Below are 25,435 nucleotides of genomic sequence, written 5' to 3'. Positions count from 1 at the left end.
TACCTAGAATGTTCTCCATATGCAAAATGCAGCATCTTGCGGACAAACGTGACACCCCCGTTCCACAGGAGTCAATCGATGGATTTTCTGAAGGTCTCTAGCAAGTCGTCTCCGGCCTCCGTCGCAGGCGCGGTCGCCGGCATGGTCAAGGACGGAGTTCCGGTCAACATGCAGGCTGTGGGCGCCGGTGCCGTCAACCAGGCGATTAAGGCGCTCGCGATCGCCCGCGGCTTCCTCATCCCCACGGGCGTCGACATCTCCTGCGCCCCCACCTTCGCCGACATAGAGATCAACGGCGAGATGCGCACGGCGATCAGGATCGCGGTGTACGTCCACCGCCTCGTCCCCCAGGCGGCGACGCACGTGAATCCCGAGCCCCAGGAGATGATCTCCTAGTGGCGCGCATACCCCAGCTCGTGGGGCTCAACTACCATGTGAGGACCTTCGGCTGCCAGATGAACCTGCACGACTCCGAGAGGGTCGCGGGCCTCCTAGACGACTGCGGCTGCATCCAGGTCGACTCCCCTGACGACGCCGACATCGTCCTCTTCATGACCTGCTCCGTGAGGGAGAAGGCCGACACGCACCTCTACGGCGAGGCCTCCAACCTCGTGAGGCTCCCCGCACCCCCCAGCGGCAGGCGCGTCGTCGCCGTCGGAGGCTGCATCGCGCAACGTGACGGGGCCGAGCTCGCCCGGAAGATCCCCAACGTGGACGTGGTGTTCGGCACCTCCGCCCTCGCATCGCTGCCCCAGCTCCTCTGTGACGCCCTGGGACGTCCCGGGGAGGTCGAGGTGGACGTTGGCGAGGAGGGCAGGGGCTTCTCGACAGACCTTCCCAGCAAGCGCGCGCAGGGCTTCCACTCCTGGGTGCCCATCATGACCGGCTGCAACAACTTCTGCACCTACTGCATCGTGCCCTACGTGCGCGGTCGCGAGCGCAGCCGCGTCCTCGAACGCGTCGTGGCCGAATGCTCGTCCTTGGTGAAGGACGGCGTGAGGGAGGTCACCCTCCTGGGGCAGAACGTGAACTCCTATGGCCGAGACCTCTATGGGAAGCCTCGCTTCGCCGAGCTCCTGCGCGAGGTGGGGAAGACCGGCATCGAGCGAATCCGCTTCACCTCGTCCAACCCCAAGGACCTCTCTTCCCAGACGATCGCCGCCATGGTAGAGGTCCCCTCCGTCATGCCCCAGCTCCACCTGGCCGTCCAGAGCGGCAGCACGCGCGTGCTCAAGGCCATGAATCGCAGCTACACCCGGGAGGGGTACCTGCATCTCGTGCGCGAGCTCAGGGACTCGATTCCGGACATCGCCCTCTCGACCGACCTCATCGTGGGGTTCCCCGGCGAGACCGAGGAGGACTTCCAGGACACCCTCTCGCTCGTGCGCGAGGTGGGCTTCTCCTCCGCCTTCACCTTCATATACTCGAGGCGCCCGGGCACGCCTGCCGCCAAGATCGAGGACGACACGCCCCGCGAGGTGATACAGGACCGCTTCGACCGCCTTGCCAAGCTTGTCGAGGAGCTTGCCTTCGCTGCCAACCAGAGGGAGCGAGGCCAGGTCGTGGAGACGCTCGTCGAGGGAAGCTCCAAGCGCAACGACGCCGTGATGATGGGCAGGAGTCCCAAGGGCCAGACCGTGCTCTTCCCCCTGCCTGAGGGAATGCGCGCCCCCGAGCTCGTGGGCAGGCTCTGCGACGTCCGCGTGGACGAGGCGAAGACCTGGTACCTGCGCGGTCCCATGGTGGGCGAGGCGCGATGACGCCCGCGGGCCCCGTGATCGCCATCGTGGGGCCGACGGCCTCGGGCAAGAGCTCGCTCGCCGAGCGCGTTGCGCTCCAGCTGGGGTCATCCGTCGTCTCGGTCGACGCCATGCAGGTCTACCGCGGCATGGACGTGGGGACCGCCAAGACCCCGCCCGACCAGAGGCGCTGCCCGCTCCTCATGGTGGACGTCTGCGACCCCTGGGACGACTACTCCGCGAGCCTCTTCCAGAGGGACGCGCGCCGCTGCGTCGACGGGCTTATCACGCAGGGCTGCGCGCCCGTCCTCTGTGGCGGCACGGGGCTCTACCTCGACGCCGTCGTCGACGAGATGGACTTTCCCGCCGGGGGGGCCAGCCAGAGCAGGACCCGCTGGGAGGAGTTCGCGCGCGAGCACGGGCCGCAGGCGCTCCACGACGAGCTCAGGAGGCTCGACCCCGCCAGCGCGGAGCTCGTCCATCCCAACAACCTCAAGCGCGTCGTGAGGGCGCTCGAGCTCGTGGACCTCGGCCAGTCCTACGCCACCAAGCACGAGGGGCTCAAGCATCGCGAGCCGCACTACCGCACCAGGATCTTCGCCATCCACATGGACCGCGCCAGGCTGTACGCGCGCATAGACGCGCGCGTCGGGCAGATGATGGCAGACGGGCTCCTCGACGAGCTACGCGGCCTCCTGGGGACGGGACATGCGCTCTCAAAGACGGCGGCCCAGGCCATAGGCTACAAGGAGCTCATCGACCACCTGCAGGGGCACTGCACGCTCGAGGAGGCGGTCGACGCCATCAAGCGGAGGACCCGGCGCTATGCCAAGCGCCAGATCGCCTGGATCAGGCGAGACGGACGAGCGAGCACGCTCGACTATGACCGTCTGGACGAGAACGAGGCGGCCCGTCAGGTCGTCGAGACCCTGAGGGGGGAGGGACTGCTGTGAGCCGGTTCGAGCCCCTCTCCACCGTACCCGTCCCGGAGCGTGCCATCCTCGTGGGCGTCGACCTCGGAAGGGGAGGCTGGCCCCTCGAGGACTCCCTGGCCGAACTGGGAAGACTTGCCAAGACCGACGGGGCCGAGGTCGTCAGCACCGTTACGCAACGCCTCGACTCGCCCGTCCCCCGCACCTTCATAGGCAGCGGCAAGGCGCAGGAGCTTGTCAGCCTCGTGAGGAACCTCAGCGCAGACGTCGTCATCTTCGACGACGAGCTCAGCCCCTCGCAACAGTCGAATCTCGAGAGGATCCTGGGCGAGCCGACCAAGGTGATCGACCGAACGGCCCTCATACTCGACATCTTCGGCCAGCATGCGACCACGCACGAGGGGCGCCTGCAGGTGCAGCTCGCCCAGCTCCAGTACGTCCTTCCCCGACTCAGGGGCATGTGGGGCCACCTCGTGGGGGAGCAGACGCGAGGGGGCATCGGAAGCCGCTTCGGGCAGGGAGAGAGTCAGCTCGAGGTCGACCGACGCCTCGTGCGCGACCGCATTTCGTGGCTGAGGCGCGAGCTCAGGGAGCTCGAAGGGCGCCGTAGGGTCCAGAGCAAGGCCCGATGGGACTCCGGAATCTATCGCGTCGCGCTCGTGGGCTACACGAACGCGGGCAAGTCGACCCTCCTCAACCAGCTCACAGGCTCGGAGGTCTATGCGAAGGACGAGCTCTTCGCGACGCTCGACCCCACCACGAGGAGGCTCGAGCTCGAGGAGGGACGCAAGATCACCCTCACTGACACGGTGGGCTTCATCCAGAAGCTGCCCACCACGCTGGTCGAGTCCTTCAAGTCAACCCTGGCGGAGGTCAGGGCCGCCGACCTCGTGCTCAAGGTCGTGGACGCCTCAGATTCCAACGCACGGAAGCAGCTCGCGGCCGTGGACGACGTGCTTGCCGACATCGAGTCCGACAAGATTCCCTCCGTCGTCGTCTACAACAAGTGCGACCTCCTGGACGCGGACGAGAGGAACGTGCTCTCTGCCTCGCATCCCGACGCGGTGCTGCTCTCTGCCCTTGGCTCCTGGGGCCTGCGCGGCTTGCTCTATCGCATCGCCCAGGAAGCGTCACGTGACGATGTGACAATCACGGCGCTCGTCCCCTACGACAAGGGACTCCTCATGAAGATGGTCCACGAGCGCTGCCAGGTCGTGCGCGAGGAATACGTCCAAGGGGGCCTCATGGCAACGGTCAGGGCGTCGAGTCGCATGGCAGAGACCCTGGCCCCCTATGTCGTGCGCGCCTCGGACGTGGCCGGAAGCTAGGCCCAGAGGTCCAGGGCGATGAGGATGAGGGGCTGGTGCAGGAGGTAGACGGCCAGCGCATGCCTGCCCACGAACTCCAGGGGAGGGCAGGTGGCATCGTAGACCCAGTCGGGATACCCTCGCGCCACGAGCCACCCACCGAGAGACGCCCCCGAAAGGAAGAGCAGGGAATAGGGGAGCAGGGGATAGTAGTCCCCCGAGGCGAAGGTGGGTCCCGGGAAGCCCAGCCAAGAGAGCCACGGGGTGGAATAGAGGGCCCTGGGCAGCGCAATCCACACGCGGTCGCCCAGCCCCACGCCTCCCGAGGGGATGCCCAGGGCGAGGAGGAAGGCGAGGAAGAGCAGGAGGGCCTCGGCCGGCCTGCCCCTCGGAAGTCCCAGCTCCGAGACGAGCCATGCGGCCAGCGTGCTTGCGCCCATGCAGAAGATGATGCCAAAGCTTATGGGTGTGTCCACGCCGGCCAGGAGGCTTGCCACGAAGACGAGGGCGGCACAGGCAAGGTAGCGAAGGGCTCGTCTGAGGTTGTTCCTCGACTGCGGGCACATGGCTCCCGCGATGAGGAGGAAGGTCCAGCTGATGCTGGCACGCCAGAGGTCCTGCGAGAATCCGCCGAACCACGGCATCCCGACGCCACACAGGTAGCGCAGGTCGTAACAGAGGTGGAAGAGCACCATGGAGACGACCGCGAGACCCCTCAGCGCATCGAGGGCGCGTATGCGCCTGTGCGCAGGCGATGCGCTCCCGTCCTCGCCAGCGGCTGCCGGGCAAGCCCGCTCGCAGCGGACGGACGGCGTCACAGAGACCTGATCAGTGCGGTCACCCTGCCCAAGATGGCGGGGTTCTTCGCGTAGATGGGTTCCATGCTGTCGTTCTCGGGCTGAAGGCGGATGCGGTCCTTCTCCCTGTAGAAGGTCTTCACGGTGGCGGAGTCATCGATGAGGGCCACGACGATCTCTCCGTCATGGGCGTCACGCTGCTCCCTCACCACGATGAGGTCGCCGTCGAAGATGCCGGCATTGATCATCGAGCTGCCATGGACCCTGAGGATGAACGAGCTGGCGTCACCCACGATGCTGGTGGGAAGGGAGAGGGTCTCTTCCACGTTCTGCTCGGCAAGGATGGGCTGGCCCGCGGCCACGCGGCCGACGAGGGGCAGCGAGGTGATGCCGCTGCTGGGGTCTTGGCGAACCTCGGCGAGCCGTACGCCCTCATGCGTCGCGGTCGGCTCCTCGGTGACGACCTCGATGGTGCGGGGCTTCTTGGAGTCCCTCTTGATGAGCCCCCGCTCCTGCAGGACCTTGAGGTGCATGTGGACGGTAGAGGGGGAGGCAAGCCCCACGGCGGAGCCGATCTCCCTCACCGAGGGCGGGTAGCCGTGCTCGCCCGTGTAGGAGCAGATGTACTCGTAGATGGCAGCCTGCCTCTTGCTGAGCCGGTCCTTGGGCATGTCCACTCCTCCTGTGAATAGGCCTTGCCGCGAGAGAAACACATGTTCTGTTTTTGCTTGACCGAACAACTGTACGTACCTAGTATAGTACATGCGTTCTGAGTTTTGAAGCGGCCATTTATGTCCCGGGCTCCCCGTATAACTACGTCGTCAGCCACGAGGGAAGGAAGCAAGGATGGAAACGGCGAAGATCTACGCGGGTCAGGCGGGCTACGGCTGCGAGGGGTCTCTCGCGCTCAAGCCCCAGGCCAACGGTAGGCCACGCCTCGTCGTCCACGAGGGCGGCAGGGGAGTCGACGAGCGCGGGCGCAGCACGACGGGCCATGGGCTCCCCCTCATGGCTTCGGTCTCGTTTTTCGCCGTCGCCGTCGCCGTGGGGATGCTCCTCTTCGTGGGAGGTGTGCTTGTCCAGGAACGCCGGCAGGCCGCGTTCGAGTCTGCCTTCGCGGACGTCTCTCCCGCGAGCGTCACCGTGCAGGAAGGGGACTCCGTATGGGGCATAGCGAGTCGCATCGACGTCGACGGCGCGGACACCGCGGCGGTCTCGCGCTGGATCGACGCGCACAACGACCTTGGTGCGGGACCCCTCCAACCAGGCCAGTCGCTCGTCGTGCCCCAAGGCCGGTAGCCCAGGTCCTGAGTCCTCCGCTCGCCCCTCCTCCCTTGCGTTCGTGGGGGGAGGGGCATCCGTATGTCCCTTCTGTGCCGAATCTCTGGGTTTCCTGTGTTATCTTTCCTTATGAGAATGACGTCAGGGGAGGAACATGCGCTGTCCCAAGTGTGGTTGCGAGGAATCCAAGGTCGTTGACTCGAGACCGTCCGAGAGCAACGACGCCATCCGACGCAGGCGCGAGTGCATACGTTGCGGCGAGCGCTTCACGACCTACGAGCGCAGGGAAGAGATGCCCCTGATGGTCGTCAAGAAGGACGGTCACAAAGAGACCTTCGACCGACAGAAGGTCATGCGCGGCCTCCTTGCCGCGACCGTGAAGCGCGACGTGCCCGTGGACAGGCTCGATGCCCTCATCGACGGCATAGAGAGCGAGATGCGCGACCACGGCAGGTCGGAGGTTCCCTCGGAGGAGCTGGGCAAGATGGTCCTCCAGCGCCTCGTTGACATCGACAAGGTAGCCTACGTGCGCTTCGCCTCCGTCTACCGCGACTTCAAGGACCTGGACGAGTTCAGCCAAGAGTTACGGAGCCTCATCAATGAGTGACGACAGGATCGAACTTCCCATCAAGAGGCTCGACCCCTCGGTCGACCTACCCAGCTATGCCTATGCGGGCGATGCCGGGCTTGACCTCAGGTCCAACGAGGACGTGGTCCTCGAGCCCCTCGAGCGCCGCCTGGTCTCGACGGGGCTCGCCATAGCCATCCCCGAGGGCTACGCCGGCTTCGTCCAGCCAAGAAGCGGCCTTGCCCTGCGCGAGGGGCTCTCCATGGCAAACACCCCCGGCCTCATCGACGCTCACTACCGCGGGGAGCTCAAGGTCTGCGCCATCAACCTCGATCCCAAGAGGCCAATCGCCATCGCGAAGGGCGAGCGCATAGCCCAGCTCGTCATCCAGAGGGTCCCTCTCGTTCGGCTGGTCGAGGTCGACGAGCTCGACCAGACCGACCGGGGTTCCGGGGGGTTTGGGTCCTCGGGAGCATAGGGTCCCACCAGGCCGACGTTGCTTGCTCCCGATGCATCCACGGTCCAGGCGACGCAGAGAAATGGGTGCGGAGGGAGGGGTAGTCATGGAGTCGTTCTTCAAGCTGCGCGAGAGAGGGTCCAACCTGGGCCAGGAGGCCCGTGCGGGCCTCACGACCTTCCTTGCGATGGCATACATCATCGCCGTCAACCCATCGCTGCTCTCCGCCGCCGGGGTCCCCGCATCGGCTGCCGTCACGGCCACCTGCCTGGGTGCCGGCATCATGACCATCTGCATGGGCGTCTTCGCCAACCGCCCGCTTGCCTGCGCCTCCGGCATGGGCATCAACGCCGTCGTCGCCTTCACGCTGACCGAGGTCGCGGGCGGAGACTGGCACGCCGCCATGGCGGTCATCTTCATCGAGGGCGTCGCCATCCTCGCCCTGGTGCTCTGTGGCCTGCGCAAGGCTATCATGGACGCCATCCCCATATCTCTGCGTCACGCGATCTCGGTGGGTCTCGGCATCTTCATCGCCATGATCGGCATGGCCAACGCCGGCATCATCGTCGCCAACGAGTCCACCCTCGTGAGCTTCGGGGACATCTCGAACCCCCTGTTCATCGTGGGCCTCGTCTCGATCGTCGCCACCGTCGTCTTCCAATGCCTCCAGATCAAGGGAGCGCTGCTCCTGGGCATCATCGTCGCGGTCCTGGCGGGCATCCCCCTCGGGGTCACCGCCGCTCCGGCGGGCATAGTGTCGGGCCTCGACTTCAGCACCTTCGGCGCCCCCTTCCAGGTCGACGAGACCGGGGTCATGGGCATCGCGAAGGTCATCACCACGCCCGTCCTGCTCGTGTTCGCCTTCTCGCTCATGATGTCCGACTTCTTCGACACCATGGGCACCGCCATGGCCGTGGCGAAGCAGGGCGAGTTCCTTAACGATGACGGAACCGTCGAGGACATCAGGCCCATCCTGATCGTCGACTCCGTGGCCGCAGCCGCGGGCGGCTTCCTCGGCGCCTCGTCCATCACCACCTTCGTCGAGTCCGCCTCGGGTGCCGCCGACGGCGGCCGCTCGGGGCTCACCTCCGTCGTGACCGGCCTCCTCTTCGTGGTCGCGGCGTTCTTCGCCCCCATCATCAGCGTCGTCAGCTCCGCAGCCACCTGCGGTGCCCTCGTCATGGTCGGCTACCTCATGATGAGCGAGGCGGCAGAGATCGAGTGGGGCAACATCCTCGAGGGCTTCCCCGCGTTCATGATCATCGCCGGCATCCCGCTGACGTACTCGATCTCGAGCGGCATCGGCCTGGGCTTCATCGCCTACGTGCTCGTCGCCGCAGCCACGGGCAACATCAAGAAGGTGAAGCCGCTCATGTGGGTCGCAGCGGCCGCGTTCCTTGTATACTTCCTGATTGCCTAGAGTCCCTGGCACCTCGGGGCCCGGCTCACCGGGCCCCTTTTTTCATGGGCATCCATTGCACCGATGCCGTACGCAAGACGGAGAGGAGCGCTGCTTGAACAAGAAAGAGAGAGAGGTCATCGGGGTCGACGACCGCGTGTCGGTTGGTCGCGCCATTCCCTTGGGAGTCCAGCACATGATGAGCATGTTCGGCTCGACCGTACTGGTTCCCGTCCTGACCGGTCTCAGCCCCAACGTGGCCATCATGTGCTCGGGCATCGGCACCATCTGCTACCTGCTCGTGACGCGCAACAAGATCCCGAGCTACCTGGGCAGCTCCTTTGCCTTCATCAGCCCGATCCTCGCGGCGACCGCCGCCACCGGCAACCTCAACACCGCGCTCTCCGGCGTCGTGGTGGCGGGCCTCGTGTTCCTGGCAGTGGCCGGGATAATCAAGCTCGTGGGCACGGGATGGCTCGACCGCCTGCTCCCGCCCGTGCTCGTCGCCGCCGTCATGGTGGTCATCGGCGTGGGCCTCTCCGCCACGGCGGTCAAGATGGCGCTCAACTCCTCGACCGACGCCTTCGTGGCCGAGGGTGCCGCAGTCGCCGCCATAACCCTCGTCGCCGCCGTCGTGTTCTCGAGCATGGGTGGCATCCTGGGCACCCTTCCCATCCTGCTCGCCATCATCGTGGGATACGTGGTCGCCGCGTTCCTGGGCCTCGTCGACCTCCAGAGCGTCGCCGACGCCGCCTGGATCGGCCTGCCCCCCGTGCAGACGCCCTACTTCGACCCCGGTGCGATCGCGCTCATTGCGCCTGTGGCCATCGTCGTCGTCATCGAGCACATCGGTCACCTCCTTGCCGTGGGGGAGATCGTGGGAAAGGACTACCGCGAGATGCTCCCGCGCTCCCTTGCCGGTGACGGCATCTCCACCGTCATCTCGGGCTTCCTGGGCGGCCCTCCCACCACCACCTACGCGGAGAACATCGGCGTCATGAGCGTCACGCGCGTCTACTCCACGCAGGTCTTCTGGTACGCGGCGGGCTTCGCCCTCATCGTGGGAGGGTTCTGTCCCAAGCTCGCCGCCTTCATCAACTCCATCCCCGTGCCCGTCATGGGCGGCGTGAGCCTCCTGCTCTTTGGCCTCATCGCCTCCAACGGCCTGCGCATGCTGGTCACCAACAAGGTCGACTTCGACGAGAACCGCAACCTCATGATCGCCTCCGTGGTCATCATCCTGGGCGTCGGCATGGAGACCTCCGGCATCGCCATCCCCCTGGGCTCCTACACGCTGCCCGGCATGGCAACCGCCACCCTGGTGGGCATACTGCTCAACCTCATCCTCCCACGCGCCGAGAAGGTGGAGTAGGGGAGAGAAGCCCCAGCTCAGGCCCCATGGTCTTCCCGGGACGCCTCGGCAAAGTGCCGGGACGCCCCTCGTGTTCGGGTGTCTTGTCGCAAGCTGGCGACGAATTGTTGTCATGAAGTTCCCATATGTTGTATCGTGCGCGATTGAATAGGGTAGTATTGACACGTCGAACAAGACCATGAGGGGAGAAACCCATGTCCCAGAAGCAGCAGAAGGACCTCGTAATCGTCGGAGCGGGCCCTGCGGGCCTCTCCGCCGCCATCTACTCGGCGCGAGCCCTGCTCGACGCCGTGACCCTGGAGCAGGAGGCCGTGGGCGGCCAGATCATCCTCACCAGCGAGGTCGACAACTACCCCGGCGTCCCGCACACCGACGGCTTCACCCTGACGGACACCATGCAGAGGCAGGCCGAGGAACTCGGCGCAAGCGTGGTCATGGGCAAGGTGGAGTCAATCTCCAAGGACGAGCGGACGGGCAGGTTCGCCGTCGTCACGTCCGACGTGAGCTACGAGTCACGTGCCGTCATCATCGCTGGCGGCGCGACCCCGCGCCCGGGCGGCTTCGAGGGCGAGGACGAGTTCCGTGGGCACGGCGTCTCGTACTGCGCCACCTGTGACGGCATGTTCTACCGCGGCAAGCAGGTCTTCGTCATAGGCGGGGGCAACTCGGCCGCTGAGGAGGCCCTGTTCCTCGCCAAGTTCGCCGACCACGTGACCATGGTGGTGCGCAAGGACCACCTGCGCGCCCAGGCGGCCGTGCAGCGGCAGGTCGAGCAGAACGAGAGGGTCTCCGTGCGCTTCAACACCTCCATCGTGAAGGTCGACGGGGACAAGCTCCTCAAGAGCGTCAGCTTCAGGGACAACCTCACCGGTGACGTCCACGTGGAGGAGTTCGACGAGGGCAGCTTTGGCGTCTTCGTGTTCGTGGGTCGCATCCCGGCCTCCGAACTCGTGAGCCAGTCGGTCGACGTGGACGAGCGCGGCTACATCGTCACCAACGAGCGCATGGAGACGAGCCTGCCCGGACTCTTCGCCGCGGGCGACGTGCGCCAGACGCCGCTGCGCCAGATCATCACGGCAGCCTCGGACGGCGCCGTCGCCGCCACGAGCGTCGCTTCCTACCTGGGACAGCCCATAGACTGCTGAGGCCGGCAAGCGGGCCCTCGCGGCCTCGTGCCATCGCATCCACAGGAATGCCCCCGTTCAGAGGAGCCTCTTGGCGGGGGCATTCCTTTTCTTCTCCCCTATAACCGTGATAATATATCTTATGTAAAGTAATATAGACACTCAGGAAGAGGCTGGACACAAGGGGCACCGCCCGCCATCCCCCGCTCGCGCGGACGAGAGGGCAACCGAGGAGAAGGCTACCCGATGCGCGGAATCTTGCCCGTGGCGAGCGAGCTGCGGCAGTAGTCCAGAATCAGCTCTTGTGTCTCGGCCTCGGTGTCGGTGTTCATGATCACGAGGATCTCGTCCAGGGCCTCGAGGACGGTCTCTCCGCTGGGAACGATGTCCACTCCCGCGCGGGACACCGTGACGATGCGCGAGTCGTCGGGCCAGCCCACCTCGCTGAGGGTGCGACCCTCGAGCTTGCTGCCCGCACCCACGGTATAGGTATGGAAGACCTTCTCGCCTGGCTCGCCGTTGGCGGAGGGGTCGACGGGCGTCAGATCGAGAAGCCTGGAGAGCAGCCTCTCGTAGAACGGGTCCGTCTTGGTGAGGTTGGCGACGACGTACGAGACGATGGAGACGATGGAGACCGAGAGCAGCGCGTCCATGCTGCCCGTGAGCTCGAAGGCGAGCACCACGGCCGTCACGGGGGCCCTCACGACCGACGCGAAGAGCCCTGCGATGCCCAAGGCCATAAAGTTGGCCATGAAGAGCGACTGGACGCCCGTGACGCGGGTCAGGCAGGCTGCGAAGACGGCTCCGCAGAGCATCCCCATGACGCAGAGCGGGAACAGCGTGCCACCGGGCGTCCCCGCCCCGAAGCAGACCGTCGTGTAGAGGTACTTTCCCAGGAGCAGCAGGGCCAAGGTCCCCAGGGGCACGGCCGCGGGGGCCGAGAGAAGCTCCACGATGGCGTCGCCGCCACAGAGCAGCTCGGGCATGGCGTAGGCGACGGGAATGGCCAGCGCGAAGGGAATCGCGAGCCTGAGCTGCAGGGGCAACTCCCCCATCTTAGCGAACAGGCGTTCGGTACATGCGAACATGCCGCGATTGTGGACGGCACCCGCGAGCCCGCAGAGCACGCCCAGGGCAACGACATAGAGGTAGTAGTCGTGCGGGATGTCCTTGATGAAGGCGAGCTTGAGCACGGGCTGCACGCCCAGGACCTGTGACACGAGGAAGTCCGACGCCACGGCGCTCGCCATGGCGGACACGATGAGCGACGGCGCGAACTCCTTGTGGATCTCCTCTATGGCAAAGAGCACGCCCGTGAGCGGCGCGTTGAAGGCGGCGGACATGCCCGCGGCGGCCCCGCAGGTGACAAGGAGGCGCTCCTCTCCCCTGTTCCTCCTGAGCAGGCGCGAGACGGCCTTGCCGCCCATGCTCCCCAGCTGCACGCTGGGACCCTCCCTGCCCATCGAGAGGCCGGCGAGGGCGCAGAGCACGCCCTCGCTGAACTTCGCGAGGAGGACGCGGTGCCAGGGCATGTCCATGCGGCCCATGACCTCGGCGTCCGTCTGCGGGATGCCCGAACCCGAGGTGTAGGGCTCCCAGCGAACGAGCGCGGCGACGACGAGGCAGCAGGCGAGCACGAGGGCGGCGAATCCCAGCAGCCCGAGGCCGGAGGAGAAGAAGGTGGGCAGGAGCCCCCTCAGGATGTGCTCCGCCCTCGTGAGCGCCATGCGGTAGAGGGTCACCACTCCCCCGCCCGCTATTCCCACCAGCGCGCCCTCCCAGACCATGTCTATCTGGAAGCGACGCGAGAAGCGCCTCCTGACCTCCCCCTGCATCGTGTCTGTGAACACCTGCGCGTGACCTCCCCTGCTGGCCGCCGCGGCGGCCCCGTGCCAATCGTCGAGATAAGACCAACTGCCCAAAGACCGGACGACCCAACATCATACGCATGCCACGGGCGGGGACGAACCGTCTGGTCCGCCCCCGCCCGTCGTCGAGTCCCAAAGGGCTGCCGGCTGCTAGTAGCTGCCGCCGCCGATGAAGCTGTACACGCTGGCGATGCACACCGTGCGGCCGGGATACGGCGCATGGATCATCTGGCCGCCGCCGATGTAGATGCCCACGTGACCGTCACTCGGGAAGACGAGGTCGCCCACCTGGAGCTCGTCCATGCTGGTCTTCCAGTCTCCCGTGGACTTGAGCGAGTCGATCATGTCGTAGGTGGTGCGGCCGCGGGCGTAGCCGTAGCTGTAGCAGACCAAGCCGGAGCAGTCCACGCCGCTGGCGGATGCGCCACCCCACTCATAGGGCACGCCGATCATGGAGTAGGCCGTGGAGAGGCCGCCGCCCGAGGCGCCGCCGCTCTTCGAGGTGCTTGGCTCCTCCTGGGTCGCCTGCCGGGTCTGGGGCTGCTGCTGGGGTGTCTCGTCCTGGGACGGGCTCTGAGCCTGACCCTGGGAGGGGGCGTCATCCTGCTGCTCGGCCTGGGCGGGCGTCTCCGCCGCCTGGGTCACCTCAGACGATGTGCCGCCGTCGTGCGCCTCGCTGATGACCTGACTCACGGCAGAGGCCTGCCCCCCGCTCTCCTGGGCCTGCTGCTGCTCGGCCGCGGCCTGGGCCGCGAGCTGCTCCTGGACCTCGGCGCTCAGGCTGTTGTAGTACGAGCGCGCCTGCTCGAGCTTGGAGTTGTACTCGGCAACCTGGGAGTTGAGGCTGTCGACTGCGGCCTGCTGCCCCTGCTGGCGGCTCTCGAGCTCCTCCTCCTCGCCCTTGAGCTGGCCCTGGAGGTCGTTGACGCGGGCGATGCTCTGGGCCTGCGCCGAGCTCACCTTGCCGGCATAGTAGACGTTCTGGACGAAGTCGCTGATGCTGTTGGAGCCCAGCGCTATCTGGAGCAGCGAGACGGAGCCGTTCTTGTACGAGCTTCGCACCGTGGTGCCCAGCTCGCCCTTGGCAGTCTGGAGCTGCTGCTGGGTCTCTTCGATCTGGCTCTGCTTCTGGCCGATCTGGTAGCGGGTCTGCTCGAGCTCAGCGGTCTGGCTCTGCAGGCTCTGCTCCAGCGAGGACGCCTCCGAGCTGAGGGACGATATGGTCGCGGACGCCTGGGCCAGGTCGGCCTGCGGGTCGGCGAGGGCCATGGTGGGGAGCAGCCCGGCAGTGGCCAGGACTGCGGCCAGGCCAGCCGTGGCGGCCCTGCGTCCGAAGGAACGAGCCAATGGGCTCTTGGGCATGAGCGTTTCCTTTCGTAGGCTAGTCCCGTCAATTCTATGATTCCGGCAAAGGGCCGACTGCCATTCCACAGAACGGCCACCGGCCTGAAACCCCTGCAAAAGCGGACGGGAGGTCCGTACCTACTTCACCTGGACGAGGGTGAACACCTCCTGGTCGAAGGACTCGGCGATGGTCTTGCGGGGGTCCAGGAAGGCAAGCTCGAGGATGAAGGAGAAGCCCACGACCTCTGCCCCCGCCTTCTTGACCAGTCGCGCGGTGGCGACGGCGGTGCCGCCCGTGGCAACCAGGTCGTCCACGATGAGGACCTTGTCGCCGTCGCGGACGCTGTCCTTGTGTATCTGCAGCTCGTCGGTGCCGTACTCGAGGGAGTAGGTCTCGGAGTAGACGGCACGGGGGAGCTTGCCAGGCTTGCGGGCTGGGACGAACCCGGCGCCGAGCTTGTAGGCGACGGGGGCGCCGATGAGGAAGCCGCGGGCCTCGGCGCCCACGACCTTGGTGATGCCGGCGCCCTCGTAGTGCTCTGCGATCTGGTCAACGGCCGACGCCAGCCCCTCGGGGTCCGCCAGGAGCGGGGTGATGTCCTTGAAGATCACGCCCGGCTCGGGGTAGTCGGGGATGTCGACGATGTAGCTTTCGAGCTTGCGGTCGGACACGTCTGTTCCTCTCGTCTTGGTCGTCCTGGTGGGCGACGCGCTAGTCCTGTCTGTCCTCCATCTGGCTGAAGGTCTGCGAGACCTGCCTGCGGATGAGCGCCTCCCGCACGTTGCCGGTGAGGCTCAGCATCTGGCGGAACGCCTGCTCGAACTGCTGGCGGCTCTCGCTGGTGAGTTCCATCTGGACCCCTCCGCCCTTGCGGGCGAACACGATGAGCGCCTGCTCGAACATGGCGCTCTCGCGATTGGCGGCCGTGACGTACTGCCTCAGGTTCTTGGGGCCGATGCCGAAGTGGCGCAGCTCGTCGCAGGCCCTGATGAGCGGGAAGTCCTTCCCGTCCACCAGGTCGCGGCCGTGCGGCGACCTCTTGAGCGCGATGAGGCCCGCGTCCGAGAGCTGGCGCACGAAGCTCACCGACATGCCCAGCACCTCGGGCATGCGGTCGATGGGGTGGAGCTTCTTCGCAAGCTCCTCGTCCTCGTTGGGAAGACGCAGCGAGCTGGGGAGCCCCAATGCCTCGTCCTGCTCCCCCATCGGCCCGGAGCCGTTGCCCTCGAGCCGCTCCTTGATCACGGAGAGGGGCAGGAAGCGGGTCTTCTGGAGGTAGAGGATGGTCTCGAGGCGATGCACGTCATGCTGCGAGTACAGGCGGTAGCCCGAGGGCGTGCGCGACGGGTCGAGCAGCCCCTCGTCCTCGAGGTAACGCACCTTCGAGATGGAGAGGTCGGGGTACTGCGCCTGCAGCTTGCGAACGACCTTGCCGATCGTCAGGTATCCGGCGTCGGGCATGGCCTAGTTCCCGGTCTCGATCCTGGTCGGCTTCTGGTTGGTGTGGAACACCATGCGGAAGGTGCCGATCTGGATCGTGGAGCCGTCCTTGAGCATGGCGCGGTTGACGATGGCGCCATCCACCCAGCTGCCGTTGAGCGAGCCCAGGTCCTCGATGGTGGCGAATCCGGAGGCGAGTCCGCTGAGGTCGATGCGCGCATGGCGGCGCGACACCGTCATGTCGTTGAGGAAGACGGAGCTGTTGGGGTCACGGCCGATGCTAATCTCGTCCTCGCTCAGCTCGAAGACGGAACCAGTCTGGGGCCCCTTCACGATTGAGAGCGTGGGACTCGACGGCCTCGCCTGGTCCATGAGGTCGGGCGAGGTGGAGTCGGAGGAAGGCATGCGGAAGATCTCGGTCGCGCCCATCTCGGGGCTGTTGTTTGTGGACGTCAAGGCGGCTCCCCTCGATGTGGAGTGTACGTAGACCATCATAGCGCTTGCGCCTGGGCTACCTGCAGGCGACGCAGTCCATCTCGACGAGCGCGCCCAGGGGCAGGCGGGCGACCTCGACGACGGAGCGGGCGGGGGCGGGCGTCACGAAGTAGCGCCCGTACACCTCGTCGACCGCGGGGAGGTCGTCCAGGTCCGTCAGGTAGAGCGTGGTCTGGGCGACGTCGGAGAGGGTGCAGTCACACTCGGAGAGGAGCGACGCCACCAGGGCGATGATCCTCTCGGCCTCGGCGGCGGCACCGCCTTCCACGATGCGCGTGGGGTCGTCGGGGTCGACAGCGACCTGTCCTGCGGCGAAGACGAGGCGCCCCGCCGTGGTCCCCTGGGAGTAGGGGCCGACCGCGTCGGGCACGCCCGGTGCGTGGACGGAGTACTTCATCGCTCGTCTCCCCCCGAGAAGGCGCCCAGCCTGCGCTCGCGGGCGGCGTGCACGAGCCGCTCGAGGGCGGCCTCCAGCACGTCGGTGGGGCAGGCGAGGTTGAGGCGCTCGAAGCAGTCGCCCTCGGGGCCGAACATCGAGCCCTCGTCGGGGAAGAGCAGCGCCTCCTCGCACATGAAGGCCTCGAGCTCCTCCTTCGAGAGCCCCCAGGAGCCGAAGTCGAGCCATGCGAGATAGGTCCCCTCCAGCGGGTAGAGCTCGACCTCGGGCAGGTAGGCGGCAAGGAAGCCCCTGAGCATCCGGTAGTTGGACCACACGAGCTCGATGAGCTGTTCGAGCCACGCGTCGCAGCGGGTGTAGGCCGCCTGCGTGGCCACGTAGGCGAAGGCGTTGAGCTCCCGGAGCGCCACCTTGGCGAAGCCCGCCTCGAAGCGCTCGCGCAGGGCCTCGTCGGGGACGTAGATCGCGGAGGCCTGGCAGCCGGCAAGGTTGAAGGTCTTCGAGGGGGCGGTGCAGACCAGGATGTGGTCGTACTCCCCCGCCTCCGCCACGCGCATGATGGTCGTGTGGGCGTGCCCGGGCATCACGAGGTCGTCGTGGATCTCGTCGCTCACCACGATGACGTCGTTCTGCACGCAGATGTCAAGGAGGCGCCTGAGCTCGTCTGCCCTCCAGACGCGGCCCACCGGGTTGTGCGGGCTGCAGAGCACGAGCATGCGGTTCCTGGGGTCCGCCGCCTTCCGGGCGAGGTCCTCGAAGTCCATCTCGTAGGCGTGGCCGCCGTCCTCGAGCTCGACGCGGCGCAGGGGGTTGGTCACGAGGGTGCGCCCTGTCCGCTCGACCGCCATGCGGAAGGGGTAGTACACGGGCGGCTGGATGATGACGCCGTCGCCCTCCTCCGTGAGCGAGCTCACGGCGTTGTAGATCGCCGGGACCACGCCCGGGGAGGTGACGAGCCAGGCCTTGGCGGGCGTCCAGCCGTGGCGGCGCGTCTGCCAGCCGATGCAGGCGTCATAGAAGGCGTCCGTGGGGTCGGTGTAGCCCAGGATGGCGTCGTCCAGGTACGACCTCAGCGCCTCGATCACCTCGGGCGGGTTGGGCAGCTCCATGTCCGCGACGGAGAGGGGCACGATCTCGTGCCCCACGCGGGGGTTGCGCCTGTACATGGCGTCCCACTTCGCCGATCCTGTGTTCTCCCTGCTCATGTGGGTCTTGAAGTCGTAGCCCATGGCAGCTCTCCCTCCTGTGCCCCCAGGCGCTCTCCCGGGGTCCCAAAACGATTGTCTACGAACGAAGCCCGCGCGCACCAACGAAGTCGCCCGACGCGCGCAGGAGGCCCTGCCCCTCGAGCTCGCCCTCCGTGGGGGCGACGCGGTCCGTCTGCGAAAGCCACCTCGACCAGGGAAGCAGCTCCCCCAGGCGGGAGACGACGCGGGCATGCCCCACCGGCGTCACGGAGCCGAACGAGAGGAGGCTCCTCCAGAGCCTGCACACGAGCGCGGGGGGCACCATGAGGAGGAAGCAGTCCTCCCCGTCGAGTGGCAGGCGGGCGGCGAGGCAGCCGATCCTGCCGTCCAACAGGAGCTCCCCCATCCGGCCGGCCGCGGGAAGAGCGCCCTCGCCGGACAGGTAGTCACGGAGGACGGCCTCCGCCGACTCCCCCCAGAGCGCGAGCGGGACAAGGCGCTCCGTGACGTCCTCCGTCCCCAGCCCCTCGTAGGGCCTGAAGCCGCCCTGCTCCACGTTGGCCAGGAACGAGAGCCAGGCGCTCAGGGTCTGGGAGCGCGGGCTCAGGTCCCAGATCGCGTACTCGTCGTCACCGGTGCGCCCCAGGAGGGGTATCGAGGCCAGGGAGCCGTCGCCCAGAAGCGCCGGCTGGAAGGAGCACTCCCCCACCGCAAGGCGCTCGCCCGCGAACGCCGCCTGGGCCCAGGGGACGGCAGGGGCGCCGGAGGCCAGAAGGACCAACATCCCCGAGAGGTCGCAGAGCCCGCAGCCCCCGCGGAAGGGGTCGTCCGCGCCCTCGACGGCGTACGAGGAGGGTCCCACGAGCACGCCGCCCCCCTCGGGGAAGTCGGCGCCCAGCACCAGGTGCTCGTCATGCAGCTCGCTTCGCATCATGCGGTCACATCCAGACTACGCGCCCATGAGTTGGGTCACGTCGAAGAAGAGGGGCAGTTCGAAGGGTGCGAAGGCGGGGACGCGCAGGGGGCGTGCGCTGGCACGAAGGCAGCTCAGGGCGACGCTGCGGCCGCCCTGCGTCCAGGACGAGTAGCCGAAGGCCCCACCCAGGTCGCTGAGCTCGCCCTCCCCCCTCAGCGTCGTGGAGTACGAGACGTCCTGGCCGCGGTAGCAGCGGCCGCCCACGCTCCACTCGGGAGTCACCACGACCCTGCCCCAGAAGCCCAAGGACCAGCCGGCCACCCTGATGGGCCAGCTGCTGCGCGCCAGGTGGACCTGGCCCAGGTACTCGTCGTAGGCCCAGTCCATGAGGGCGGCCGTGTCCGTGAAGCGGCCCTCGTGCGTCTGGCAGCCCAGGACGCAGCTGAAGAGCTGCAGGCCGTGGCGGCGCGACGAGCCCAGGAAGGTGGTCCCCGCCTCCACGGCGCCGGTCTTGATGCCGCAGAGGCCCCCGTAGCTCTCCATGAGGTCGTCAGTGGAGGCGAAGCTGCGCTCCTGGCCCGCCACCACGCAGCTGTAGCTGCGCGTCATGACGGCCCGCGCTATGAAGGGGTAGTGCTCGAGCGCGTAGCGGCCCATCACCACGAGGTCGTGGGCGCAGGAGTAGTGCCCGTCCTGCTCGAGCCCGTGCGGGTTGGCGAAGTGCGTGTCCCCCATGCCCAGCTCGGCGGCCTTCTGGTTCATGAGCCCCACGAAGGCGTCCGTGCTGCCCGCGACGTTGATGGCCACGTCATCCGCCGAGTCGTTGCCGGAATAGACGAGCATGGTCATCATCAGGTCGCGCAGCGTGGGCGTGTCACCCTGCCTCCAGCCGGTGAGCTGGGCGTCCTCGACGTAGCTGCCCTCGTGGACGTCACAGACGTCGTCGAGCTGACGGCCCGAGTCCAACGCCACCATGGCGGTCATGATTTTGGTGATCGACGCCATGGCCATGTGCTCGTGCGCGTCCCGCTCGAAGAGGACGTTGCCGTCCTGGTCCATCACCTCGTAGCTCTTCGCCTCGCTGAGGGCCGGCGGCTCGACGGCAAGCGCCCGAGCGGGCAGCGCCAGGCAGGCGACCAGGGCAAGGACGCAGGCGAGAGGCGCCAGGGACCTCGGGCGCGCACGGCCCGGCAACCCGACGCGGGCATGAGCCTCCCTCATCGGGCCTCGCCGCCCTCCGCCCTGGACGCAAGCACGTCTCGCCTGATGGCGAAGCCGGCCCTGGTGTACTCCAGCACGGCGAGGAGCGAGCAGAGGAGCCCCGCGTACACGAAGAAGATGCCCAAGCAGGCAGGGTCGTGGTTGAGGCCGGGAAGCCAGGGGAGGCTCGTCATGCCGAGGCCGCGGACAACGGGGAGCCCCAGCAGGAGGTCGCAGAAGCCGAACATGAGGAGGGCCGTGGCGGCCTTGCCCACGAAGACCACGTCCACGGGACGGCGACGGTAGCGCTGCAGGCGCAGGCCTCCCAAGAAGAGGTAGACGTCACGCCCGATAACGAAGCAGGCCACCCACACGGGCAGCTCGCCCGTGATGATGAGTCCCAGGACGCCCGTGAAGAGCAGGACGCGGTCCATGATGGGGTCCATGATCTTGCCCACCCAGCTGACGGTCTGGGTTCGGCGCGCCACCTGCCCGTCCAGGAAGTCCGTCACCGCGGCCACGGCGTAGAAGGCCAGGGCCACGTAGCGGTTCATGTCGGAGACGAACATCGACAGGAAGACGATGGTGAGCACGAAGCGGCAGGCAGTGATCACGTTTGCCACGGTGAGGATCGCGTTGGACGGGTTCTGGGGGCTGCCCACGGGAGCGGTGGCGGTGCCATGGGCCTGTGCCATGGCGGCGTCGTGGTCCGCCTGGCTCTTCACGCGGGTCTCGATCTTGTCCTTGGTCTGTCCCAACCGAGTGCCTCCGATGCCCCGGGGTCGCACCCGGAATCGCGTTGAACGCACTCAATACTACCCCATGGGCGCAACGGCTAGACGTCCAGCAGCTCCCGCACCACACGCTCCCCAAGCTCGCTCGTGGAGGCGCTCCCGCCCAGGTCGGGCGTGAGGTCGTCGCCCGCCTGCAGCACGCGCTCGATTGCATCCACGACGCGAGCCGCCCACTCCCCCTGCCCCAGGTGCTCGAGCATCTGCGCCGCGGACCAGATCGTGGCGAGGGGGTTCGCGATGCCCTTGCCCGCGATGTCGGGCGCGGAGCCGTGGATGGGCTCGAACATCGAGGGGAACTCGCGCTCGGGGTTGAGGTTGGCACCGGCGGCAAGCCCCATGCCGCCGCTGATGGCAGCCCCGAGGTCGGTCAGGATGTCGCCGAAGAGGTTGGACGCGACCACGACCTGGAAGCGGCCGGGGTCCCTCACCATGAGCATGGCCGCGGCGTCCACCAGGTAGCTGTGGGTCTCCACCTCCGGGTACTCGGCCGAGAGCTCGTCGAAGACCTGGTCCCAGAACACCATGGAGTAGTTGAGGGCGTTGCCCTTGCTTATGCTCGTGAGGCTCTTGTGCTCGCGACGCGCGAGCTCGAAGGCGTAGCGCATGATGCGCTCGGTGCCATGGCGGGAGAAGACCCCGTCCTGGATCACGACCTCGCGCGGCGTGTCCGGATACAGCCAGGATCCCGACCCCGTGTACTCGCCCTCGCTGTTCTCGCGTATGAAGGTCATGTCGATCTGCCCGGGCTCGACGCCCTTGAGGGGACAGGGCGCCCCCCTGAGCAGGCGCACGGGGCGCACGTTGACGTACTCGTCGAAGTCGTGACGGATCCTGAGCAGGAGGTCCCGCAGCGACACGTGGTCGGGCACGCCGGGGAAGCCCACGGCGCCCAGGAGGATGGCGTCGAAGCCCCTGAGCTGGTCGATGCCGTCCTCCGGCATCATCCGCCCCTCCCTGAGGTAGTACTCGCAGCCCCAGGGGAAGCTCGTGAAGTCGAAGCCGAAGCCGCCGTCTGCCGCGGCGATGGACCGCAGCAGCCCCTCCGCCTCCGCGACGACCTCGGGACCGATGCCGTCACCGGGAATGAGGGCGATGCGGTGGACCTGCTTCTCTGCCATGTCTCCTCCTGCGGCCAAAAGACAAAGGGGTATGCTTGCTGGCGCAGCATCCTAGGGCAGACAGGTTTCCCCCCGGTTAACCGATCCAAGGACCGCCCCCAAGAGCTCGCGCGGCTCGTGGACCCTGAGCTCGAGGGGGAGCCCCTCCCTCGTGGCCGCGCAGACGACGTGCCCCAGCCCGGTCGCCCAGCAGAAGCCCCAGCGCCCGAACCAGTCCTGGTGGTCCCTGAGGTCGGCGGCGAAGCCCGTCCCCTCAGCCTTGAGCGTCGCCTCGATTCTCGTCCAGAGGCGAGCGAACGCCTCGGGCGTGACCCTTGTCGGGTCGTCCGCGAGCCCTGGGGCGAGCCTCTGTCCCGCTCGCCCCAGGGTCATGACCATGAGGCGGTCCACCTCGTCTGGCAGCTCCGCCACATCCAGGCCCACGACCGCGGGAGAGGAGCATGCCGCCGCGAGCCTATGCGTGTGCGATATGCCCAGGTGCCACGCGCCCGAGGAGGGCTCCGGCTTGCCCTGGGGCCCGACGTCGAGGTCCGCGTCGCGACGAAGCCCCAGGCAGCCCGCCAGGATGAGCCCCGTGCCCAGTGCCTCCGCCCTCACGCCGGGATGTTTGGCGCGACGCGCCACGTCCAGGTAGCGCGGCATGGCACGCCCCTCGAGCGCGACCGCGAGCTCGGCGGGCTCCCCCAGGGCGCAGAGGCCCTCGAGGTCCAGCAGGTGGCAGGTCACCCGGGCGTCGGATGCGAGCGCCTCTCTCCCCTGGCACATGGCTACTGCACCTTCTCCACAAGGTGGCGGTACTGGATCTGGGCCAGGTCTCGGAGGGCGCGCGCGAGCTCGAGGAGGAGGTAGCGCGGCTCCATCCACCCCGGGAGGTCGTTCCAGGGGAGCTCGGGCGCGACCATCGCGAGCAGGGCGGAGGCGACGAGGATGGCGAAGCCTGCAGCGAGCGTTGGAGTGGACAAGACGAGGGCCCTTCTTGCGTCTTTCTGACCAACAGATTGTATCAACTGGGTGTAATAGAGGACAAACTCCTCCGGGTGGGCGCATCCTAGTGGCAGGGACCCAGAGATCGATCGAGGCATGGGAGGTCGGAACATGGCAAAGAACACAAGGCAGGGCGCGCGGGGCGTGGCGCGCCAGTACAGCCTGGGCGAGGAGGTCGCCAACTCGATCTCGCACGGGGTGGGAGCGCTGCTCTCCATCGCCGCCCTGGTCATCATGATAGTGGTGGCCGTGCGCCACGGGGGCGGCCCCCGCCTCGCCGCAGCGATAGTCTTCGGGATCTCGCTCTTCCTGGAGTTCCTCTTCTCCACCCTCTACCACGCGCTCACACCCGAGAAGGCCAAGCGCGTCTTCCGCATCATGGACCATGCGGCCATCTACGTGCTCATCGCCGGCAGCTACGCGCCATACGCGCTGGTGACACTCCGCGACGAGGGAGGGCTGGTGCTCTTCTCGGTGGTGTGGGGCGTGGCGATCCTGGGAATCGTGGCGGAGTGCTTCCTCAAGGAGAGGCAGCCCAAGTGGATGTCCGCCCTGGTGTACCTGGCCATGGGCTGGCTCGTGGTCTTCAGGCTCCCCCAGCTCATGGCGCTGCTGCCCACGCCGGGCTTCGCGCTGCTGGTGGCCGGAGGCGTCTGCTACACGCTGGGCACGGGCTTCTACGTGGCGAAGGGCGTGCCCTACCTGCACTTCGTCTGGCACCTCTTCGTCCTGGCGGGCGCCGCGTGCATGGCGCTCTCCGTCATGCTCTTCGTGCTGTAGGCGCGCGGGCAGCGGAGCGGGGTTCGCGCGTCCCGTTTTGCTTGCTCCTGCCCGCAGCGGTCCACGGGCAAGCCTTGCGTATGGCTACGGTGGGAGGCGCCTATGACGCCCGCGCCTGGGAAAGCAACCAGTCCCTCAGTATCACGGCATGGTTCACCTGGGGGTCCTTGGCGGCATAGAGCAGCGTGACGACGTCATGCGAGAGAAGTTCCGCCGCCAGGCTCGAGGCCTCGTCGCTCTGGTCGAGCTCCATGAGGTAGCGGGCGCGGAAGCTCTGGAAGTTCTCCGCCTTGTGAGCGAACTCCTTGCGCGCCTCGTTGGAGGGTGCGAGTCCCTTGGCCCAGAGGTCGGGGTGCAGGCGTTCCTTGCTCATGCCGCGCGGCCAGAGGCGGTCGACCAGAACCCTGAAGCCGTCCTCGTCGCTTGCGTCCTCGTACACGCGCTTGATCTTGACCTGCGCCATGGCGCTGCCTCCCTGGTTGGCTACAGGGTTAGTTGTTCCCATATGCGAGCGTGATATGCACTTGGAGGGCAGTCCAACTTGGCAGTGATGTACCAATCACCGAGGGGCTGTGTTGCAGGAGAGTAATGGCTGTACCATGACCTCAGTGCACCTGAGCTGTAAGGAGGCGGATCGTGTCTGACATCATCATCGAATGCACGATCAACATCCTTTCGCTCAAACGGGCACTTTCCGTCACACCTCCCGAGTTTGCCGCTGCCTATGACTGGTTTCAGAGACATGAGGGCAAGTCGATTCCACGTCTGCCCATGGGAAGCGACGCTCCGGAGGACGTGACGGTAAAGCTGGCCTCCCAGAGGGGCATCCACCATCCGAGCTACGAGCAGCTCCCTTCGAAGGGGGCCGGAAGGCCCACGTACGCGCTTTCAGTCCACTCGGAGGGACAGCGATACTATGCGGACAAGGACGTGATCCTTAGGCCAGAGGATGGAACCTGGACTCTTGACTACCAAGAGCATGCGACGTCGGAAGGCAAGCGGAACACAGACAGGTCAAACGAGTACCTGATGCGCAACCTCGAGGACGGAGTCCCCGTCGGCGTCATGGTGAGGGACAAGAGGCACGGTGGCTACAACGTGCTGGGCCTTGCTTTCGTCGAGCAGTACAACGCTGAGACCGGAACCTTCACACTGCATGGTCCCGTGAACGAAATGACCGAACTTAGGGGATCCTTCCTCGAGTTCCCCACTGACTCACTGACCGATGAGCAGGCCAGGCGTGCCAAGAACCTTGGGGTCTCGGACATAAACGACGAGAGGAGCCCCGAGGCCAGGCGTTACGTAAGGACCCTTCAGAGGGAAAGACAGTCCAAGTTTAGGCAGGACCTCATGGCAGCCTACGAAGGCACCTGCGCGGTCTCGGACACGAACGTCGTGGATGCTCTGCAAGCTGCCCATATTGATCCTTATAGGGGACGTCGCTCCCAGATTGTCCAGAACGGAATCCTACTTCGGGCAGACATACACCTGCTGTACGACGCGAACCTCGTTGCCATCGAGCCCGAGACCCATGTGCTACGTCTTGCGGAATCGATCAAGGGCTCAATATACGAAAGGTATGCCGGGACGCCTATTGCAGTGCCCAAGGACACGGACCTCCGACCTTCTGACGAACTGCTCGGCAGGCACTACGAGCAGTTCATTGCGGCATGGAGGCATGCAGCCTAGCGCATTCGCCCAGCCACCAGTCGACATCCCTGTCTTCTAACACGCTTCCTAACAAGCTCATGGCCAGACTCGGGAGGAAAAGGTCAGCATCTATCCCAAAGGCGAAGCAAGCGCCTGAGTAGTCGATGCGTCCCGTCCAGACAAAATTTTTATACCAGGCAGTTATTGCGAGTTCGCAGCCCTTGAACCGTGTTTTGATGTAGGCAACCAATTCGCTGTCGAAGCAACCATGGAATTCCGCCTCTG

General features: G+C 66.6%; 28 protein-coding genes. 12 read left to right on the top strand and 16 right to left on the bottom strand.

The features are described from left to right. Positions 1–78: 78 nt before the first annotated feature. Genes HMPREF1008_RS07495 through hflX form a run of 4 tightly spaced genes read left to right on the top strand, consistent with a single transcriptional unit; the run spans position 79 to position 3,999 of the window. Entirely contained in the window at positions 79–396 is a 318-nt protein-coding gene (locus HMPREF1008_RS07495) for a stage V sporulation protein S (protein WP_009279259.1), read from the top strand. Continuing rightward, positions 396–1,760 carry a tRNA (N6-isopentenyl adenosine(37)-C2)-methylthiotransferase MiaB gene (miaB, locus tag HMPREF1008_RS07490; RefSeq protein WP_009279258.1) on the top strand — a complete coding sequence of 455 codons (1,365 nt, stop codon included), beginning with the start codon at positions 396–398 and terminating at the stop codon, positions 1,758–1,760. The genes HMPREF1008_RS07495 and miaB overlap by 1 nt, the downstream gene beginning before the upstream one ends. Then, positions 1,757–2,692: a tRNA (adenosine(37)-N6)-dimethylallyltransferase MiaA gene (miaA, locus tag HMPREF1008_RS07485; RefSeq protein ID WP_009279257.1), complete on the top strand. Its 936-nt coding sequence runs from the start codon at positions 1,757–1,759 to the stop codon at positions 2,690–2,692. The genes miaB and miaA overlap by 4 nt, the downstream gene beginning before the upstream one ends. Further along, entirely contained in the window at positions 2,689–3,999 is a 1,311-nt protein-coding gene (gene hflX / locus HMPREF1008_RS07480; RefSeq protein ID WP_009279256.1) for a GTPase HflX, read from the top strand. Before miaA ends, hflX begins: the two co-directional genes overlap by 4 nt. Here the strand turns inward: hflX and HMPREF1008_RS07475 are convergent. Both HMPREF1008_RS07475 and lexA read right to left on the bottom strand, forming a co-directional pair. Beyond that, positions 3,996–4,796 (bottom strand): heparan-alpha-glucosaminide N-acetyltransferase, encoded by an 801-nt coding sequence (locus HMPREF1008_RS07475; RefSeq protein WP_009279255.1) that lies wholly within the window; start codon positions 4,794–4,796, stop codon positions 3,996–3,998. The genes hflX and HMPREF1008_RS07475 overlap by 4 nt on opposite strands. After that, positions 4,793–5,446, bottom strand: a complete 654-nt coding sequence (gene lexA, locus HMPREF1008_RS07470; protein WP_009279254.1) for a transcriptional repressor LexA — start codon at positions 5,444–5,446, stop codon at positions 4,793–4,795. The genes HMPREF1008_RS07475 and lexA overlap by 4 nt, the downstream gene beginning before the upstream one ends. A 175-nt stretch (positions 5,447–5,621) precedes the next feature. Between lexA and HMPREF1008_RS07465 the strand changes: the two genes are divergently transcribed. The 6 genes from HMPREF1008_RS07465 to trxB all read left to right on the top strand — a co-directional run bounded on the left by HMPREF1008_RS07465 (position 5,622) and on the right by trxB (position 10,997). Beyond that, a complete protein-coding gene (locus tag HMPREF1008_RS07465; protein WP_009279253.1) occupies positions 5,622–6,074 on the top strand; it encodes a LysM peptidoglycan-binding domain-containing protein in 453 nt (150 codons plus the stop codon). A 136-nt stretch (positions 6,075–6,210) separates the two neighbouring features. After that, a complete protein-coding gene (nrdR, locus tag HMPREF1008_RS07460) occupies positions 6,211–6,663 on the top strand; it encodes a transcriptional regulator NrdR (RefSeq protein ID WP_009279252.1) in 453 nt (150 codons plus the stop codon). Then, positions 6,656–7,102 (top strand): dUTP diphosphatase, encoded by a 447-nt coding sequence (dut, locus tag HMPREF1008_RS07455; RefSeq protein ID WP_009279251.1) that lies wholly within the window; start codon positions 6,656–6,658, stop codon positions 7,100–7,102. Before nrdR ends, dut begins: the two co-directional genes overlap by 8 nt. Positions 7,103–7,187: 85 nt before the next feature. Continuing rightward, positions 7,188–8,501 carry an NCS2 family permease gene (locus HMPREF1008_RS07450; protein ID WP_009279250.1) on the top strand — a complete coding sequence of 438 codons (1,314 nt, stop codon included), beginning with the start codon at positions 7,188–7,190 and terminating at the stop codon, positions 8,499–8,501. Positions 8,502–8,595: 94 nt separating this feature from the next. Beyond that, positions 8,596–9,852, top strand: coding sequence for a uracil-xanthine permease family protein (locus tag HMPREF1008_RS07445; RefSeq protein WP_009279249.1), 1,257 nt, complete (start codon positions 8,596–8,598; stop codon positions 9,850–9,852). Between the two features lie 194 nt (positions 9,853–10,046). After that, positions 10,047–10,997, top strand: a complete 951-nt coding sequence (gene trxB, locus HMPREF1008_RS07440) for a thioredoxin-disulfide reductase (protein WP_009279248.1) — start codon at positions 10,047–10,049, stop codon at positions 10,995–10,997. A 218-nt stretch (positions 10,998–11,215) separates the two neighbouring features. Here the strand turns inward: trxB and HMPREF1008_RS07435 are convergent, their stop codons facing one another. The 13 genes from HMPREF1008_RS07435 to HMPREF1008_RS10475 form a co-directional block, all read right to left on the bottom strand. Beyond that, entirely contained in the window at positions 11,216–12,826 is a 1,611-nt protein-coding gene (locus HMPREF1008_RS07435) for a ClC family H(+)/Cl(-) exchange transporter (protein ID WP_009279247.1), read from the bottom strand. 168 nt (positions 12,827–12,994) lie between these two features. Beyond that, positions 12,995–14,206 (bottom strand): C40 family peptidase, encoded by a 1,212-nt coding sequence (locus tag HMPREF1008_RS07430; RefSeq protein WP_009279246.1) that lies wholly within the window; start codon positions 14,204–14,206, stop codon positions 12,995–12,997. A gap of 120 nt (positions 14,207–14,326) precedes the next feature. After that, a complete protein-coding gene (locus HMPREF1008_RS07425; RefSeq protein ID WP_009279245.1) occupies positions 14,327–14,860 on the bottom strand; it encodes an adenine phosphoribosyltransferase in 534 nt (177 codons plus the stop codon). Between the two features lie 40 nt (positions 14,861–14,900). Beyond that, the gene (locus HMPREF1008_RS07420; protein WP_009279244.1) at positions 14,901–15,650 is read right to left on the bottom strand and encodes a MerR family transcriptional regulator; all 750 of its coding nucleotides are present in this window, start codon (positions 15,648–15,650) and stop codon (positions 14,901–14,903) included. A 3-nt stretch (positions 15,651–15,653) separates the two neighbouring features. Beyond that, positions 15,654–16,085 carry an FHA domain-containing protein gene (locus tag HMPREF1008_RS07415; protein WP_009279243.1) on the bottom strand — a complete coding sequence of 144 codons (432 nt, stop codon included), beginning with the start codon at positions 16,083–16,085 and terminating at the stop codon, positions 15,654–15,656. A 55-nt stretch (positions 16,086–16,140) separates the two neighbouring features. Beyond that, entirely contained in the window at positions 16,141–16,521 is a 381-nt protein-coding gene (locus tag HMPREF1008_RS07410) for a Rid family detoxifying hydrolase (protein WP_009279242.1), read from the bottom strand. Then, positions 16,518–17,750: a MalY/PatB family protein gene (locus tag HMPREF1008_RS07405; RefSeq protein WP_009279241.1), complete on the bottom strand. Its 1,233-nt coding sequence runs from the start codon at positions 17,748–17,750 to the stop codon at positions 16,518–16,520. Before HMPREF1008_RS07405 ends, HMPREF1008_RS07410 begins: the two co-directional genes overlap by 4 nt. Positions 17,751–17,805: 55 nt before the next feature. Continuing rightward, positions 17,806–18,642 (bottom strand): aminomethyltransferase family protein, encoded by an 837-nt coding sequence (locus HMPREF1008_RS07400; protein ID WP_009279240.1) that lies wholly within the window; start codon positions 18,640–18,642, stop codon positions 17,806–17,808. Between the two features lie 15 nt (positions 18,643–18,657). Further along, a complete protein-coding gene (locus HMPREF1008_RS07395; protein WP_009279239.1) occupies positions 18,658–19,845 on the bottom strand; it encodes a D-alanyl-D-alanine carboxypeptidase family protein in 1,188 nt (395 codons plus the stop codon). Then, positions 19,842–20,582, bottom strand: a complete 741-nt coding sequence (locus HMPREF1008_RS07390; RefSeq protein ID WP_009279238.1) for a CDP-alcohol phosphatidyltransferase family protein — start codon at positions 20,580–20,582, stop codon at positions 19,842–19,844. The genes HMPREF1008_RS07395 and HMPREF1008_RS07390 overlap by 4 nt, the downstream gene beginning before the upstream one ends. A 77-nt stretch (positions 20,583–20,659) precedes the next feature. Next, positions 20,660–21,736 carry a tartrate dehydrogenase gene (locus HMPREF1008_RS07385; protein WP_009279237.1) on the bottom strand — a complete coding sequence of 359 codons (1,077 nt, stop codon included), beginning with the start codon at positions 21,734–21,736 and terminating at the stop codon, positions 20,660–20,662. A gap of 51 nt (positions 21,737–21,787) precedes the next feature. Next, complete coding sequence (locus HMPREF1008_RS10480) at positions 21,788–22,501, bottom strand: 4'-phosphopantetheinyl transferase superfamily protein (RefSeq protein ID WP_009279236.1); 714 nt, start codon at positions 22,499–22,501, stop codon at positions 21,788–21,790. A gap of 2 nt (positions 22,502–22,503) precedes the next feature. Beyond that, entirely contained in the window at positions 22,504–22,698 is a 195-nt protein-coding gene (locus HMPREF1008_RS10475; RefSeq protein ID WP_009279235.1) for a hypothetical protein, read from the bottom strand. 133 nt (positions 22,699–22,831) lie between these two features. On the opposite strand from HMPREF1008_RS10475, the gene HMPREF1008_RS07370 reads away from it, so the two are divergent. Continuing rightward, the gene (locus HMPREF1008_RS07370; protein WP_009279234.1) at positions 22,832–23,500 is read left to right on the top strand and encodes a hemolysin III family protein; all 669 of its coding nucleotides are present in this window, start codon (positions 22,832–22,834) and stop codon (positions 23,498–23,500) included. A gap of 100 nt (positions 23,501–23,600) precedes the next feature. On the opposite strand, the gene HMPREF1008_RS07365 is transcribed toward HMPREF1008_RS07370, so the two are convergent. Further along, entirely contained in the window at positions 23,601–23,963 is a 363-nt protein-coding gene (locus HMPREF1008_RS07365; RefSeq protein WP_009279233.1) for a DUF488 domain-containing protein, read from the bottom strand. Between the two features lie 173 nt (positions 23,964–24,136). Here HMPREF1008_RS07365 and HMPREF1008_RS09975 point away from each other — a divergent pair, with 173 nt between their 5' ends. Then, entirely contained in the window at positions 24,137–25,189 is a 1,053-nt protein-coding gene (locus HMPREF1008_RS09975; protein ID WP_009279232.1) for an HNH endonuclease, read from the top strand. Positions 25,190–25,435: the final 246 nt, after the last annotated feature.

Source organism: Olsenella sp. oral taxon 809 str. F0356 (assembly GCF_000233535.1).
GTDB lineage: Bacteria > Actinomycetota > Coriobacteriia > Coriobacteriales > Atopobiaceae > Olsenella_I > Olsenella_I phocaeensis.
Note: the sequence above shows the minus strand (reverse complement) of the source record. Positions and strands in the feature narration are given on the sequence as shown.

Bases quoted from the DNA above. Each gene is read 5' to 3' on its own strand.
- HMPREF1008_RS07495 (WP_009279259.1), top strand. From the start codon at position 79: ATGGATTTTCTGAAGGTCTCTAGCAAGTCGTCTCCGGCCTCCGTCGCA.
- miaA (WP_009279257.1), top strand. From the start codon at position 1,757: ATGACGCCCGCGGGCCCCGTGATCGCCATCGTGGGGCCGACGGCCTCG.
- lexA (WP_009279254.1), bottom strand. From the start codon at position 5,446: ATGCCCAAGGACCGGCTCAGCAAGAGGCAGGCTGCCATCTACGAGTAC.
- HMPREF1008_RS07465 (WP_009279253.1), top strand. From the start codon at position 5,622: ATGGAAACGGCGAAGATCTACGCGGGTCAGGCGGGCTACGGCTGCGAG.
- nrdR (WP_009279252.1), top strand. From the start codon at position 6,211: ATGCGCTGTCCCAAGTGTGGTTGCGAGGAATCCAAGGTCGTTGACTCG.
- dut (WP_009279251.1), top strand. From the start codon at position 6,656: ATGAGTGACGACAGGATCGAACTTCCCATCAAGAGGCTCGACCCCTCG.
- HMPREF1008_RS07450 (WP_009279250.1), top strand. From the start codon at position 7,188: ATGGAGTCGTTCTTCAAGCTGCGCGAGAGAGGGTCCAACCTGGGCCAG.
- trxB (WP_009279248.1), top strand. From the start codon at position 10,047: ATGTCCCAGAAGCAGCAGAAGGACCTCGTAATCGTCGGAGCGGGCCCT.
- HMPREF1008_RS07430 (WP_009279246.1), bottom strand. From the start codon at position 14,206: ATGCCCAAGAGCCCATTGGCTCGTTCCTTCGGACGCAGGGCCGCCACG.
- HMPREF1008_RS07420 (WP_009279244.1), bottom strand. From the start codon at position 15,650: ATGCCCGACGCCGGATACCTGACGATCGGCAAGGTCGTTCGCAAGCTG.
- HMPREF1008_RS07410 (WP_009279242.1), bottom strand. From the start codon at position 16,521: ATGAAGTACTCCGTCCACGCACCGGGCGTGCCCGACGCGGTCGGCCCC.
- HMPREF1008_RS07405 (WP_009279241.1), bottom strand. From the start codon at position 17,750: ATGGGCTACGACTTCAAGACCCACATGAGCAGGGAGAACACAGGATCG.
- HMPREF1008_RS07400 (WP_009279240.1), bottom strand. From the start codon at position 18,642: ATGATGCGAAGCGAGCTGCATGACGAGCACCTGGTGCTGGGCGCCGAC.
- HMPREF1008_RS07395 (WP_009279239.1), bottom strand. From the start codon at position 19,845: ATGAGGGAGGCTCATGCCCGCGTCGGGTTGCCGGGCCGTGCGCGCCCG.
- HMPREF1008_RS07385 (WP_009279237.1), bottom strand. From the start codon at position 21,736: ATGGCAGAGAAGCAGGTCCACCGCATCGCCCTCATTCCCGGTGACGGC.
- HMPREF1008_RS10480 (WP_009279236.1), bottom strand. From the start codon at position 22,501: ATGTGCCAGGGGAGAGAGGCGCTCGCATCCGACGCCCGGGTGACCTGC.
- HMPREF1008_RS07370 (WP_009279234.1), top strand. From the start codon at position 22,832: ATGGCAAAGAACACAAGGCAGGGCGCGCGGGGCGTGGCGCGCCAGTAC.
- HMPREF1008_RS07365 (WP_009279233.1), bottom strand. From the start codon at position 23,963: ATGGCGCAGGTCAAGATCAAGCGCGTGTACGAGGACGCAAGCGACGAG.